Source organism: Thalassotalea ganghwensis (genome assembly GCF_053485795.1).
In genome coordinates this window covers 76,690-92,344 of record NZ_JBQRUM010000010.1, presented here as the reverse complement: position 1 = coordinate 92,344, position 15,655 = coordinate 76,690, and the positions used below count along the sequence as shown (strand labels likewise).

The following is a 15,655-nucleotide window of genomic DNA, read 5'->3' as shown; positions in this document are numbered from 1 at the left end:
GAGGCTTTTTTTATGCTTAAATTTAACTGCAATACATAATTTTTTTAAGAGTTAGTCTCTATTTTTTAGGGAAGATTTCTTTAAAGTAATAGAAGATGTAAGCCAAAATAGGGGTTAATTATTGATTTGAGCAAAAAAACGCCCATCAAGAGATGAGCGCTACTCGTGCTAAAAAGCATAAAATCTGTTATGTGCTATGAGTAGTAAAGTGCTGTGATATCGCTTCAGGTAAGCCGATAGAGTTAGTGTGGAAGTCGTTTCTAACTTGGCCAACACTTGAGGTTTGTACCGGATGCTTATTCTTGTAAAACGAGAGCATACTGTCCTCGTATTCAAGGTTTAATGCTTTGCAAAGTTTTTCAACCGTCTCTTTTGGTGTCGTTACTAAGGCTTCGTAAGTGACGGGTACAAATGGTGTCTCAAATACTTTTTGCCAATGTGTGATCAGCTTTTCATCTTGTTCAAAGTAAAAGGCAATATCGGTTAAATCATACGACCACTGAAGTCCTTGGTTAAAAAAGGCTCTAAAACACGACCAAGCATTATCAGCCTTATTTCGACTAATATGGATAAGCTTAGCGTTAGGAAAACAGTGTTTTATCATGCCTACAAATAAGTTCAAATTAAGTGATTTATCGATCACACACGTGGAGTCGGGGAAGCGTTGTTTTACTAGGTGCAAATATTTATCATGCACTTTTTGCAAGTTCTCAAGTACCTTCTCTTGGTTAAGCGTAGGTAACGTTGGCAGATTTTGGACGCCAATTTCACTCATCGCGGTAGACAAACTAGGGTGTTCTCCGCCTGCATCGATGGCTGAGTGACTGGTCAATATCTGCTGTAAGAGGGTCGTCCCACTTCGCGGAAGACCTATGATAAATATCGGTTCAATATTCTCTTCAATCTCTAATGTAGGTAACTGTTCAAAGAATACTTGGGTTTGGTGAGCAATGATATTGTCAACAAAAGCCTGGTATTGCGCCCTATTGAATGGGCTTTTATTCTTCATTAGTTGATTACCAATGTTAAATTTAGCAAAAGCGCTTTCTTCTTCACCTATATCTAGTAACGCTTTACCATAGGCAAACCAATAAGGAATTTGGTTTTGGATATCAGTACCTTTTAACATTGATGATTCTAGGCTGCTTAGCGTTGTTAAATCGTTGTCTTCTCTATCGAATGTTTTAATGGCAGACAAGGTTAACCAGGTAATGCCAATCTTAGGGTTACTATTAATCGCTTTATACAGGTGTTTTTTAGCTAGCTCTAGTTCACCAACTTGGCTGTATGCTGTACCGAGGAAATGATCTATGCCAATATAATCAACCTTTCCTAACATTGGAGTAACTAAATCGATAGCTTGCTGTATTTTCCCTGTTTCTGCGGTTAGGCCAGCAACTTGTAGAATAAGTTTAGGGTTATTAGGCGCCAACTTTAAATAATTGTTGGCAGCATCGATGGCGAGTTGTACTTCACCTATGGTTAAGGCTAATCGGGCAATCGCACCCCATTTATCCGCTAAGTTAGCATTGTTTTCTATTAGTTTTTTTATAGTAGCCGCGGCTTGTTCTGTCTTATTATTCTTTATATCTTCAAGAACTTGATTTGCTGTTTCTATGTCGCTCAAAATATTTGCTCTAAAATTCTAACTTGAGCCTATAGAGTATAATATTCGAGACCTTTTGTGGAGGGATTGTCTCATATAATTCGTATGACGATTATCAGAAGTATAATCGTCATACGAGAGACTTAAAAGCGCAAACTAGGCTGCTGCGTTAGTGCTTTCAAAAATTTTATCTGCAGAAGCTGCAACAAAGCCAGTATATAGCTCTCCTGAGGCTAATGGATAACGTTTAGCAAACTCATAAAAGCATGATGGAATTTCTACCGCTTGATCGCTAAATTGCACCAGTGCTTTATCTGCCATAGTTGATGACTGCTCTAACTTAACGCTTTCATCACCTTTAACTTCACCACCGGTCGCATTAAGGTCAAAGCCACCGTTTTTAACCGCGTCATTAACGGCATTGATACAATCGAATCCAGATAGGTGATTGATGCTTACTGTAAAGTGGTTTGCGCGATAACCCCACGCTGATAACCATGCAGCATATTCACTTTCCGCTAATAGTGTTTGGTACTCAGCATAGCTTATGTCCCAAGTTTTGCCTGAATATAAAAAGCTTTGCTGATTGATAATACTTTCATCGATATCCGCAACGATTCGTTTAATGATTTCTTGTGCTTTTGGTGAGAATTCTTCAACTAAAAGTTCACTGATAAACACTTTAGGCATGGTCGTATCTTCATGCTCGTAATGTTTTGCGTAAAGCTTTTTAGCTTCAAAGTGATACTCGCCACATTCCTTATAACCAAGTGCTAAAAGGTGTTGAGCCAATTTCGCAATTCCTACTTTTTCAAGGTTAAAAGTACGGTATGCTACGTGATCATTAACGACGTCGTTCCCAGAGCCTAATAGCTGATGAATCTTTTCAGCTGAAGGGGTAACTTCTAGGTAGTTTGCCCAAATGTTGTTAAATAGTTCTGTTACTTGTGCAGTCATTTTGATACTCCTAATGCTTGCAGCGGATAAAATAAAAATCGGTGTATTATATGGTTAGAAATTAAGCAATCAAGCAAAATTTTGCAGAAATGAAAATAACTAACCACAGAAACGGGTTAGTTTATATTTGGTCAATACTCTTAAAAAAGCTGGGTTTGCACCCAGCTATCTGTAATTGGTACTGTTTGGTCATTATTTAATGGTTAATCCAGGGCTTAACGTTGCTGGTAGCGCTACTTTGTCAGCTTCAACTGATGCTACCGGATAGGCACAGTAATCAGCAGCATAATAGGCACTTGCTCTATGGTTACCACTTTCACCAATACCACCAAATGGCGCCGCGCTGCTTGCACCCGTAATAGGCTTATTCCAATTAACGATACCTGCACGAATATTGGTAAAGAAGTGCTCATAGTCATCAGCACTATCTGCGAGTAAGCCAGCAGATAGACCAAAAGAGGTGTTATTTGCTTCGCTTATTGCAGCATCAAAGTCGGTGTAACGATACACTTTTAATAATGGACCAAAATGCTCTTCATCAGGCATTTTTTCGATATTGGTAACATCAATGATACCTGGGGTTACAAAGCCTGTTCCTGCTGTTTTCTGGGTCAACGTTAATAATGGTTGTCCACCTAAAGCAATTAATTGTTCTTGGGCTGCAACCAATCCTAACGCCGCTTTTTCAGAAATCATCGAACCAATAAATGGTTGATCTTCATCATCGTAATAACCGATGGTTAATGCTTGGGTTGAAGCAATCAACTTTTCTAAAATTGCATCACCTTGGGAATTCGCTTGGATAAATAAACGACGTGCACAAGTACAACGTTGGCCTGTGGTGATAAACGCTGATTGAATAATGTCATGAACAACAGCATCAATATCACTCACATCTTTAACAATTAATGGATTATTACCACCCATTTCCAAAGCTAAGATTTTTCCAGGTTGACCACCGAATTGTTCGTGAAGTAATTTACCTGTGGTTGAGCTGCCAGTAAAAAACAAACCGTCGATTTGAGGATGACTCGCCAGTGCTTTACCCGTTTCTACTTCCCCTTGAACAAGGTTAATTACACCATCGGGTAGGCCAGCTGCTTGCCAATATTTTAATGTTAGTTCAGCGACTTTTGGTGTTAATTCACTTGGTTTAAATATAATCGTATTACCAGCGATTAAGGCTGGAACAATATGACCATTAGGCAAGTGTCCCGGAAAGTTGTACGGACCGAATACGGCAACAACGCCGTGAGGCTTATGACGAATAAAAGCTTTAGCGCCAGGCATTGGGTTCTCAACTGTACCAGTGCGCTCGTTATATGCCTTGACAGAGATTGCTACCTTACCAATCATTGCGCCAACTTCAGTACGTGTTTCCCACAATGGCTTACCAGTTTCTTGTGCAATAGTTATTGCTAACTCTTCCTTGTTGTCACTAAGTACTTCAGCAAATTTAGTTGCTAAAGCAATACGCTCTTCCAATGGGGTTCTAGACCAAGAGGTGAACGCCTGACGAGCAGCTAATATTGCTTGCTCTACCTGCTCTTTACTTGCGCTTTTACCTTGCCAAATAATGTCATTAGTCGCTGGATTTTTAGAGCTTACGTCATGACCTTGGCCTTCGAGCCATTGACCATTAATGAGTTGTATAGGGTGCGTCATGTGTTATTCCTCAATATATTTTATATTGAATTAATTTTTAATTAAGCGGATCCAATCGCCATCTTTTACTTTCAAAGCTTCGGCGACCTTTGCTGAAATTACCGCTTGCTTAGCAGTCTCTCTTAGCGCCAAAGGTGCTTGCACTGCTCGAAAATCGGCAACGTTGGTATTACAGATAATGAATTTTTCAGAAGCGGTAACATCGCCAATAATTACCTGACATTTCTGACTATTTTTAACCGCTTTAATCGATTTCGTTTGAGCTTCTACCGTTGGACCTGCATCAAAAATATCAACATAGCCACGGCGAGCAAAGCCTTCTGCTTCAAGTAATCTCAGGGCAGGAACCGTTTTAGTGTGTACCTTATTAATCACTTGTTGTGCGTCGTGACTCAATAAACTCACGTAAATTGGGTATTTGGGCATGAGTTCAGCGATGAACTCTTTTTTACCAATACCGGTTAAATAATCTACGGTTGGAAAGTCCATCGAGAAAAAGTGCTCTTCTAACCAACTCCAAAACGGTGAGCGACCTTCTTCGTCAGAAACGCCACGCATTTCGGCGATAACGGTTTGAGCGAATCGTTCCTGATGCTCAGCAATAAATAGAAAGCGCATGCGAGAAAGGAGACGGCCATTGTTATTTTTTCTGTGAGATTCACTTAAAAATAACGTACAAATTTCAGTAGTGCCGGTGTAGTCGTTGCATAAGGTTAAGGTGTCAACGGTATTGTAGACGTTGAGCTCACGTGAATGATGAACCACCTTCCCTAAATGATAATGGTAAAACGCATCATCTAAACCAACGGCAGCCTCTATACCACTAGTACCGACTACTTGGCCTGTTTCCGTGTCTTCCATAACAAATAAATAGCCTTCATCGCCAGGCTGAGTCACTTTTTTATTGAATGACTCTTGCGCACGATTTATGCGCTTTTGTAATAACTCTTCATTGACCGGAAGTGATGTAAAACCGTGTCCTGATTCGATAGCAATTCGATGTAACGCATCATAATCACTGTGTTGAATAGGGCGTATAATAATCATAATTAATTCTCAATGATGGATAGAAGCGGGCATCCTAAGGTTACCCGCGGCTATATTGCTGATTAAGCGTTTGCCATTTTGGCGACGGCACGCTCAAAGCGAGCTAAGCCTTCTTTGATATCTTCATCAGGAATGACTAATGAAGGAGCAAAGCGAATAATACTAGCACCAGCGACTAAAGTCATAACGCCTTCGTCCATTGCCGCGTTTAAGAACGCTTTTGCTTGGCCTTGATATTCGTCAGTTAATACCGCGCCAATTAATAGACCTTTACCACGAATTTCTTTAAAGACGTTGTATTTTTCATTAATAGCATTAAGGCCGGCAACATAAATAGCGGCTTTTTCTTTAACGCCATTTAATACTGCAGGGTCGTTAACCGTATCAAACGCAGCTTCAGCAACAGCACATGCTAATGGATTGCCACCGTATGTACTGCCGTGCGTACCAATTTTTAAGTGTTGAGCTATTTCTGTTGTCGTGATCATCGCGCCAATTGGGAAACCACCACCTAATGCTTTAGCGGTTGTCAAAATGTCTGGCGTGATACCTAATCCCATATAGGCATATAAATCACCAGTACGGCCAACGCCTGTTTGTACTTCATCGTAAATTAACAAAGCGTTGTGTTGGTCACATAATTCACGAACACCTTTGGCAAACTCATTTGTCGGAGAAACGATACCGCCTTCACCTTGTAATGGTTCCATTACTACGGCACAGGTTTTGTCTGAAATTAAAGCCTTTAAGCTCTCTAAGTTGTTGTATTCGGCGTGAACAATATCGCCAGGTTTAGGACCAAAACCGTCAGAGTATGCAGCCTGACCACCTACGGTAACGGTAAAAAATGTACGGCCATGAAAGCCTTGCTTAAATGCGATGATCTGGGTTTTGTCTTCGCCGTGAACATCTAATGCCCAGCGACGTGCTAGTTTTAGCGCCGCTTCATTAGATTCTGCACCAGAGTTTGCAAAGTAAACTTTGTCGGCAAACGTATTATCGGTGAGTTTTTTAGCCAAACGCAATGCTGGTTCGTTGGTCATTACGTTCGATAAATGCCAAATTTTATCGGCTTGTTCTTTTAAAGCGCTAACCAATGCAGGGTGACAATGACCTAAACAGTTTACTGCAATGCCGCCAGCGAAATCGATATACTCTCTATCTTGCTGATCCCAAACTTTAGAACCTTGACCACGCACAGGAATAACAGCTGATGGTGAATAATTTGGCACCATTACTTCATCAAATAATTCGCGATTAACAGGGAAATGATTGGTCATTACTAACTCCTCTACTAAGGGATGTTTACTGTGTCTTACCATCGAACTTATTATTTTGATGGTCTTTTGAGTTAATTTCAGGCTGAGTTAATTCTTTTAAGTTGATTCAGTATAGCTGAAATTTCGAAGGGCATTATGACAGAAAACAACCTATTTGTCTCTCTTTAAAAGCTCGCAAGCCCTTTTAAAACAAGGGATTGCGAGTTTTATTCAGTTATCTTGCATAACTATATTTGTCGGTTAAATGACCGTGCTTATCCCTAACGGCTTAGCTGTCGAGTAAATTCAAACGCATATTTGAATAATCTATAATTCATAAATAATCAAAAAAAATTATTCGAAATTGAGCTTAATATGGTCAATATCGCTGCGTTTTAGTAGGGAAATGTCGTTAGGTTGTAATTTTACTGAACCTAAAAGTAATTTAGCTTCTTGTGAAGAAATTAGCTCTTCTTTCGCTAATGAGCGAAACATGACATAAGCGGTCGCTTTAGCAACAAGTTGCGCTATGGGATGCATTTGAGCAATATCGTCCATGATGGCTAAATCAAACAGCGGCTCGGTGATAGCTAAGCGATCAAGTCGCATCAACTCGACAATATCTGCCGATAACTGCGTGCTGCGATTGGTTAATTGCTCGAGCAGCAAATCAGGTGACATCGAAAATTCAAGCAAGATATCATGCAAACGTTTATCGCGAGTATCGTACGCCTCTTTGATTTCTGCTTTTAAGCTATCGTTATAAGTAGTGATCACACCACGAGAAATAATAAAGTGGCCGATGTTAGAAAAAAGTCCTGCGGAAAAAGCGTTAAACTCATTAAGTTGTGATTCTTTTGCTAAAACCTTTGCCGTTAATCCAATCGATAATGCGTTATTCCACAGTTTTCGTTTAAGCAAACTAAATGGAGAGGTAGTTGTTGGTAGCCAATGCTTTAGGACGAAAGTCGGGATCACTTGCTTTAGGTTCTCTAACCCAATGTAACTGAGCGCTAAATGAGCATCTGCAACTTGAACATCGGCACGTTTACGATATTGTGGCTTATTGACTAAGTTGATTAATTCATTAGTTAGCCATGGTAGCGAGTCTACATGCGCATTAATTTTGTTGATTGATGCGGCTTTAACTGCCAATACTTCAAGGATGTTGGTTGTTGCGTTTTCAACACGTAGTTCATTAACAAAGAGTCGTTCTTTATTATCGAAAAGGTTGTTAACCTTCGCAAGTACTTGCTGGTTAAACTTAGCCATCACTTGTTGTTTAAAGTGGCTTTTACCATGTTGTTCAATGATTTTTTCTTGCTGAGCTTGTTGCTCTATTTCAAGCAGTTCACGCCTTGAATGTTGTTGCTCACTGTGTTGACGCGCGGATAAGGTAATTTTTCCACTCTGCAGTTCGGCAAACTCTTTGCTGATCATCAGACTTAGCGCGCGATGATATATTTCGTTAATGTTATGATTATTTTCAAATATCAGCATAGGGTTGTTTTTAATGTTACGTAAGTTAATGTTATCCCAACTATGTTGAGATAGCTATTGGGCTTAAATTTTTATTACTTGGTTGCATAAATATTGATGAAGTTATTGAGTAAGGCTAGCCCTTGTGCTGTTAATACGGATTCTGGATGAAACTGTACGCTGGCAATCGGCAAGCTTTTGTGACTCAGCGCCATAATTTCATCGATGTCACCGTTTTCGTCCACTGTCCAAGCGTTTACGGTAAAACAATCCGGTAAACTTTCTTTTTCGACAATTAACGAATGATAACGAGTTACCTCAAGCGGTATTGATAGCTGCTCAAATATACCAGTTTGTCGATGAAGAATCTTGCTAGTTTTGCCATGCATCACTTGGCGAGCTTTAACGACTTTTCCACCAAAGTGTTGTGCAATACACTGATGGCCTAAACATACGCCTAATATGGGTATCACTCCTGAAAAATGTTTAACAACATCGAGAGAAATGCCGGCGCTATTTGGGTCACATGGGCCAGGAGAAATCACGAGATACTGTGGCGCAAGCTGCTTAATCTCATCAATAGTTATTTCATTATTGCGATAAACAACGACCTCTTGCCCTAATTCAGTGAAATAGTGCACTAAATTAAACGTAAAGGAGTCATAATTATCAATCATTAACAGCACAGCAAAACCTTAGTGTCTTTTGTTGGCAAGGCGCGACATTTTATCCGGTCATCAATGACAATTCATTATTTATTTTTACGGCTTTTCAACGGTAATGTCACTCAAAGGGATTGAGCTACATGCCAATATATAACCTTGGCGCTGTTCTTCGTCACTTAGTCCATCTTGTGCAAGTTGATTGACGAGACCTTTTGTCAATTTCAATTTGCAGCGCCCGCACATACCTCCACGGCAAGAGTAAGGTAAAAGCAGACCGTTTTCTTCCCCTTGTTCAAGTACCGTGTCTTGATTATTGCCTTTTATTACCTTTTGCCAACTATGGTAATTAATCGTTAATGGCGATTTTATTTGGGATGTTGCTGTTATATCAATATCGGAGACAGCTTGGTTGTCTTCTTGAGGTGTCATCAGCGAAGGCTTGCTTTGTCTTTCTAGTACCGTAACGCTATCACCTGCTTTTACTTGCCCTTGGTTAAGTGCAATAACATTTTGCCCAAAGATCACCTCACCATTTTCTAACTGGCGAAAGCGCTTTAAGGTCATTAGTGGTTCTTGCTCAGGGTTTTTAGTACCCGTTTGTGGATTAACCGTGGTCATAATACAACGTGTACAAGGTTTAACCACTTCAAACTCCACTTCACCAATCTTAAAGCGTTTCCATGAATCTTCATCAAATGCTTCTGTACCTTGTACCACGATATTGGGGCGAAAATGAGCCATGGTAACCGTATTTTTATTTAACTTATGGTTTAGCGCAGACAAAGACGCTTGAGAAATAATCAATAATGGATAGCCATCGGCAAAGCCTACCTTTTTTGCGCTATTTGCTACGGTTCGCTCAGAGCGTTCGCCAAAATAAAATAATTGACAAGAACGCCCTAAAAAGCCGCTAAACCATTGGTCAATTTCATGATGACAATGCAAGCCTTGAATCTCATCTTTCCAAACAGAAACACTCATATACTGACTCGAAAATGAATGATAATTGATTGCCAGGTCGGGCATGCCTGGAGCACTAAGCACTAAGCCAGAGGATGTTAAACTAGGTTGTACTAAGCATAAAAGATGCTCTGTGCGTGCGGTGATAAATCTTCCTTGTTCGTCGGTCAGCACAAAGCGACGATCAAAGCTCAGGCCTAACTCGTCGATAGTGCTTACTGAAAGGTTGATCCCCGCAGCAGATTTTATTGGATAAATATGAAGAGAGGATAATGTTATAGCGCTCATTATTGTCCTTTAGCGGGCTATTTTTTAAGTGGCTATCTTCGCCAAAAACTAGCGACTTTTCAATCAGCATCGGGAGACTTGTGACCCTAAAAAGTTAATTTACGCTATTAACCGCTCAAGGCTTTAGGTAAGATGCAAAAATAAGAAGGTTTTAGGCCGTGTCGCGATTTCACTACGAGCATCTGAAAATAATAGTTACAGGAGCAATATGCATATTCATATTCTTGGTATTTGTGGTACGTTTATGGGAGGAATTGCTGCAATTGCTAAACAATTAGGTCACCGAGTTTCAGGGTGTGACGCCAATGTTTACCCACCAATGAGCACCCAATTAACCGACCTCGGTATTGAATTGAAACAAGGGTATTTAATCGAGCATTTAGTAGATGAGCCTGACTTGGTGATTGTAGGTAATGCGATGAGTCGTGGTAACCCTATGGTCGAGCACGTGTTGGCAAGAAACATCCCTTATACCTCTGGACCACAATGGTTACTTGATAATGTTTTGTCAAATCGTTGGGTTTTAGCGGTGTCTGGAACACATGGTAAAACAACGACAAGTTCGATGTTAGCGTGGATTTTGGAATATGCGAAGCTGTCTCCAGGTTATTTAATTGGTGGTGTGCCTCAAAATTTTGGTTGTTCAGCTCGACTAGGTGAAAGCCCATTCTTTGTTATTGAAGCCGATGAATACGATACCGCTTTTTTTGATAAGCGTTCGAAGTTTGTTCACTATCGTCCAAGAACACTCGTGATTAACAACTTAGAGTTTGATCATGCTGATATTTTTGCTGACCTTTCAGACATCCAAAAGCAGTTTCACCATCTCATTAGAATGGTACCCAGCAACGGTCTAATTTTATCCCCTAAACACGAACCTGCGATAGAACAAACGTTGGCCATGGGGTGTTGGAGTGAAACTGAATTTAGCGTTGCGCCAAGCGATGCAAGTAAAGGTTGGTCAGTGAATAAACTGCAACCTGATGGTGGTCAGTTTGAGGTCTACTTCAAAGGGGAGATTCAAGGTGTGGTTAATTGGTCACTGATTGGTGATTTTAATATTGATAATGCCTTGATGGCGATAGCTGCAGCTCGTCATGCTGGTGTGCCCAGCAAAGTGGCTATTGAAGCACTTGCTGAGTTTATTAATACCAAACGTCGTTTAGAGCTAAAGGGAGAGGTGAACCGCATAAAAGTTTATGATGATTTCGCCCATCACCCAACAGCTATTTCCCGAACACTCGCTGGAGTCAAAGCTCATATCGGTGATGGTAACGGTAAACTCATCGCCGTGTTAGAGCCTCGTTCTAATACGATGAAGTCTGGGGTTCATAAAGACAGTTTGCCTCATTCACTTTCACTGGCAGATGAAGTGTTTATCTATCAAGGTGAGCAGGTCAAATGGTCAGTGTCTGCGCTGATTAAACAGTGTCAGCAACCATGCTATGTCCATGCAGATTTGGAGGCATTGATCAGCGAGATTACGCGCTTAGCTCAGCCTGGCGATACGATAGTGGTAATGAGTAATGGCGGTTTTGGTGGCATTCATCAAAAATTACTCGATAATTTAGCAACTGAAAAATTAAAGGGATAATGAGATGAGTAACGCGTTTGACCGAGTGATAACGGTAGCAATTACCGGCGCCTCTGGCGCAGGATATGCGATGCGATTAATCGAATGTTTGGTGGCTGCTAATTGTCGTGTTTATTTATTATGCTCGAGCGCGGCGAGAGTGGTTTTGGATACTGAACTTGGCCTTAAAGTGCCTGCCTCGCCTGATGCAGCAAGTGAGTTCTTTACCAAAAAGTTTTTAGCGAAACCTGAGCAAATTACCGTTTTCGGTAAAGAGCAGTGGTTTTCTCCTGTGGCTTCTGGATCGGCAGCACCTAAAACCATGATTGTTTGCCCATGCTCTACAGGCACCTTAGCTGCGATTAGTCATGGTATCAGTGATAACCTCATTGAACGTGCAGCAGATGTGGTACTAAAAGAACGTGGTCAGTTAATACTTGTACCTAGAGAAACACCGTTTTCAACCTTACATTTACAAAATATGTTAACGCTTTCGCAAATGGGAGCGACTATCATGCCGGCAGCGCCAGGCTTTTATCATAAGCCACAATCCATCGAAGATTTAATTGATTTTATCGTCGGTAGAATGCTTGATCATCTCGCCATAGAGCAAAAAATAATGCCAAGATGGGGTTATCAATTATAGATCACCACGGCATAGGTCTATCACCGTTGTCGACTGTGGATTTCTAACTGCAGAAAGCGGTCATGCGGTTTTTTCACGATTCAAACTATAAATATTGGCGAGAATATGTTCTAGTATTGTGCTGATATTATTGTCTTCTCTGGTTAACGATAAAAAAAACAATAGGTAGATAAAATGTTTACTTCAAAAAGAAACCGCATCAGTGTTGCGTTATCAATGACATGTGCACTGATATTTAGTTCGCCTAACTCGGCGAATGATGAAAGTACTGCAGTAAAAGACACCACGGCTAAAGAATGGTCAGTAAACAACCCACAAGGGGAGTTCAAGACTGCGGCGATTGATGTTCGTCAAGGCACATGGATGAATATCGACATCAGCCCTGACGGTAAAACGCTTGTTTTTGATTTGCTAGGTGACATATACACGCTTCCGATAGAAGGGGGCGAAGCCAAACCTTTAATGACCGATATTGCATGGCAAATGCAGCCAAAATATAGCCCTGACGGAAAGTATATTGCGTTTACATCTGATGAGGACGGTGGCGATAATTTATGGATTATGAAAGCAGATGGCAGTGAAGCTAAAGCGGTGACCTCAGAAACCTTTAGATTGTTAAATAGCCCTGCATGGTCACCAGATGGTGAGTATTTGGTCGGGCGTAAACACTTTACCAGTGGCCGTTCTCTAGGTGCAGGTGAAGTGTGGTTATACCATAAAACCGGAGGCTCAGGCGTTAAATTAACTAAGCGCCCTAATGATCAGAAAGATTTAGGCGAACCAGCGTTTTCACCGGATGGTAAATATGTTTATTTTTCACAAGATGCCACACCGGGTAAAACCTTTCATTACAGCAAAGATTCAATACAGGGGATCTATAAAATTAAACGCCTAGAGCTAGAAACAGGTGAAATCGAGACAATTGTCTCTGGCATGGGGGGGGCGATCAGACCTACGCCATCACCAGATGGTAAAGTGCTAGCCTACATTAGCCGTAATGACTTTCAGTCAAATTTATATTTATATGATTTAGAAAGTGGTAAGAAAACACTTGTTTATCAGGGGTTAGAACGTGATATGCAAGAAACTTGGGCAATCCATGGGGTTTACCCCACTATTGCTTGGACTCCTGATGGTAGTGGTATGGTTTTCTGGGCACAGGGCAAAATTCATCATCTTGATTTAGCCTCCAAACAAGCAAAAGAAATTCCGTTCCACGTTAAAACTGAAAAGAAAATACAAACAGCATTGCGCTTTGAGCAAAATATTGATCAGCCAAACTTTGATGTAAAAATGCTTCGTGATGTTGAAGTATCGTCAGATGGGAAACGAGCAATATTTGAAGCGATGGGCCATATTTATGTACAAGAATTGCCTGATGGTAAAGCAAAGCGATTAACCTCGGCTAAAGATCATTTTGAATTTAACCCCAGTTTTTCACGTGATGGCAAACGCGTTGTCTATGTCACTTGGAATGATCAAAGCTTTGGTCAAGTAATGGTAGTTTCAGCCAAAGGTGGTAAAGGTAAAGCAATTACCACAGAGAAAGGCAAGTACGTAGAGCCGAGTTTTTCACCTGATGGTCATAAAGTGGTTTATCGTAAAGTTCGGGGTGGTTCAATTTTGGATCCGCAGTGGGGCTTAGATACTGGCGTTTATGTGGTTGAAAGCAAGGGAGGGAAACCTGAGTTGGTCACTGACTATGGGGTACAGCCACATTTTGGCGCTCGTTCAGATCGTATTTACTTCACCCGTGATGATGAAACACCGAATTTATCGCGTATCGACCTCGATGGTCAAAATGAACAAAAGCTTTATCAAGGTAAATTTGCTACTGAATACAAAGTTTCGCCTGATGGAAAATATTTAGCTTTTGCTGAACGTTTCAAGGTGTTTGTTACACCAATGGTTGAGCGTGGTGAGGTCATCGATATTGGTCCAGACGCGAAAAACTTGCCAGTTGAAAAGCTGTCTATGCGCGCCGGTGAAGGTATTAACTGGAACGGTAAAGGCAATGAAATCTATTGGAGTTTGGGTAACGAGTTATTTCAAGCCCAAGTTGACGCGCCTTTTTCATTAAGCAAAACAAGTGAAGAAAAAGCTGATGCTAAGCAAGAATCTGCAAAAGCGAAAGTCACTAAACTTGGCTTCAATCAAAAAACAGATCGACCAGCCGGTAAGGTAGCATTTATTGGTGGTAAAGTGATCACCATGCAAGGAAACAAGGTCATCGATAATGGTGTCGTTGTTGTCGATGGCAATAAAATTATCGCGGTTGGTACAGCCGAAGATATTAAAATTCCAAGCAACGCTAAGATTATAGATATCAAGGGCAAAAGTATTATGCCGGGACTTATTGATGCCCATGCTCATGGTGCTCAAGGTAGTGAAGAAATTATTCCTCAGCAAAACTGGGAAAATTACGCAGGGCTTGCATTAGGTGTGACAAGTATTCATGACCCTTCAAATGATACCACCGAGTTTTTCGCCGCCAGTGAAATGCAAAAAGCCGGCAAGATTGTTGCGCCACGATTATTTTCAACCGGTGCCATTTTATACGGTGCGACTATCCCAGGATTAACGTCACATGTTGATAGCTTAGATGATGCTAAATTTCATATTGAACGACTGCAAAAAGCGGGCGCATTTAGTGTTAAAAGCTATAACCAACCACGCCGAAATCAACGTCAGATGTTTATTCAAGCGGCTCGTGAAGCTAATGTGATGGTAATGCCAGAAGGGGGGTCATTGTTGCAGCATAACCTCACCATGGTAGTTGACGGTCATACAACCCTTGAGCACTCGATACCAACAGCAGCCGTTTATGATGATGTAAAACAATTGTGGTCTCAATCTGCTATGGCTTACACACCAACACTAGGTGTTGCTTATGGTGGCATCTGGGGAGAAAACTATTGGTATGATAAAACCCAAGTGTGGCGTCATCCTCGTTTAAGCCAATACGTTCCTGAGAATGTTTTAGCGCCGAGGGCAATGCGTCGAACTAAAGCGCCAGAAAATCACTACAATCACTTTAACGTTGCTAAAACAGCCAAAGCATTAAATGATGTTGGGGTATTAGTTAATGCGGGGGCTCATGGGCAACGTGAAGGCCTTGGTATGCATTGGGAAATTTGGATGATGGCGCAAGGCGGTATGACGCCAATAGAAGCATTAGCGACCGCTACGATTAATCCGGCAAAAACCATCGGCATTGATAAGTATGTTGGTACAGTAGAAACAGGTAAGTTAGCTGATTTAATCGTTATTGATGGGGATGTCAGCAAAAATATTCGCGTAAGTGATAAAGTGATTTACACCATGATTAACGGCCGACTATATAATGCTGAATCGATGAATGAAATTGGTAACTATGATCGTAAACGTGCACCATTTTATTTTCAGTAGTTTCTTGCAAAGATCAGCACGCTCTAAAGACCAAACCTGAGTTTGGTCTTTTTTTTGTCCGCGAAGTGGTTTCTCAGTTACAATAGCAACACCAAATAGTTA

The 15,655-nt window shown here is 40.9% G+C and carries 11 protein-coding genes; 3 read left to right on the top strand and 8 right to left on the bottom strand.

Features of this window, described 5'->3' with window-relative positions; all coding sequences use genetic code 11:
• Positions 1–187: 187 nt before the first annotated feature.
• The 8 genes from ACSLUH_RS11705 to ACSLUH_RS11670 form a co-directional block, all read right to left on the bottom strand.
• Positions 188–1,627: a tetratricopeptide repeat-containing sulfotransferase family protein gene (locus tag ACSLUH_RS11705; RefSeq protein WP_448567172.1), complete on the bottom strand. Its 1,440-nt coding sequence runs from the start codon at positions 1,625–1,627 to the stop codon at positions 188–190.
• A 135-nt stretch (positions 1,628–1,762) separates the two neighbouring features.
• Positions 1,763–2,563, bottom strand: coding sequence for a DUF1338 domain-containing protein (locus ACSLUH_RS11700; RefSeq protein ID WP_448567170.1), 801 nt, complete (start codon positions 2,561–2,563; stop codon positions 1,763–1,765).
• A 192-nt stretch (positions 2,564–2,755) separates the two neighbouring features.
• Positions 2,756–4,228 (bottom strand): succinylglutamate-semialdehyde dehydrogenase, encoded by a 1,473-nt coding sequence (gene astD, locus ACSLUH_RS11695; RefSeq protein WP_448567168.1) that lies wholly within the window; start codon positions 4,226–4,228, stop codon positions 2,756–2,758.
• Positions 4,229–4,258: 30 nt separating this feature from the next.
• On the bottom strand, positions 4,259–5,275 hold the full coding sequence (astA, locus tag ACSLUH_RS11690; RefSeq protein ID WP_448567166.1) for an arginine N-succinyltransferase: 1,017 nt from the start codon (positions 5,273–5,275) through the stop codon (positions 4,259–4,261).
• Positions 5,276–5,337: 62 nt separating this feature from the next.
• Entirely contained in the window at positions 5,338–6,555 is a 1,218-nt protein-coding gene (locus tag ACSLUH_RS11685; RefSeq protein ID WP_448567165.1) for an aspartate aminotransferase family protein, read from the bottom strand.
• A 333-nt stretch (positions 6,556–6,888) separates the two neighbouring features.
• Complete coding sequence (locus ACSLUH_RS11680) at positions 6,889–8,034, bottom strand: HDOD domain-containing protein (RefSeq protein ID WP_448567163.1); 1,146 nt, start codon at positions 8,032–8,034, stop codon at positions 6,889–6,891.
• A gap of 74 nt (positions 8,035–8,108) precedes the next feature.
• Positions 8,109–8,699, bottom strand: coding sequence for an anthranilate synthase component II (locus ACSLUH_RS11675; RefSeq protein WP_448567161.1), 591 nt, complete (start codon positions 8,697–8,699; stop codon positions 8,109–8,111).
• A 75-nt stretch (positions 8,700–8,774) separates the two neighbouring features.
• Positions 8,775–9,926, bottom strand: coding sequence for a YcbX family protein (locus tag ACSLUH_RS11670; protein ID WP_448567159.1), 1,152 nt, complete (start codon positions 9,924–9,926; stop codon positions 8,775–8,777).
• Between the two features lie 208 nt (positions 9,927–10,134).
• Here ACSLUH_RS11670 and mpl point away from each other — a divergent pair, with 208 nt between their 5' ends.
• The 3 genes from mpl to ACSLUH_RS11655 all read left to right on the top strand — a co-directional run bounded on the left by mpl (position 10,135) and on the right by ACSLUH_RS11655 (position 15,553).
• Entirely contained in the window at positions 10,135–11,520 is a 1,386-nt protein-coding gene (gene mpl, locus ACSLUH_RS11665) for a UDP-N-acetylmuramate:L-alanyl-gamma-D-glutamyl-meso-diaminopimelate ligase (protein ID WP_448567157.1), read from the top strand.
• Between the two features lie 4 nt (positions 11,521–11,524).
• Positions 11,525–12,145, top strand: a complete 621-nt coding sequence (locus tag ACSLUH_RS11660; RefSeq protein WP_448567155.1) for a flavin prenyltransferase UbiX — start codon at positions 11,525–11,527, stop codon at positions 12,143–12,145.
• Positions 12,146–12,319: 174 nt separating this feature from the next.
• Positions 12,320–15,553 carry an amidohydrolase family protein gene (locus ACSLUH_RS11655; protein ID WP_448567153.1) on the top strand — a complete coding sequence of 1,078 codons (3,234 nt, stop codon included), beginning with the start codon at positions 12,320–12,322 and terminating at the stop codon, positions 15,551–15,553.
• Positions 15,554–15,655 lie beyond the last annotated feature (102 nt).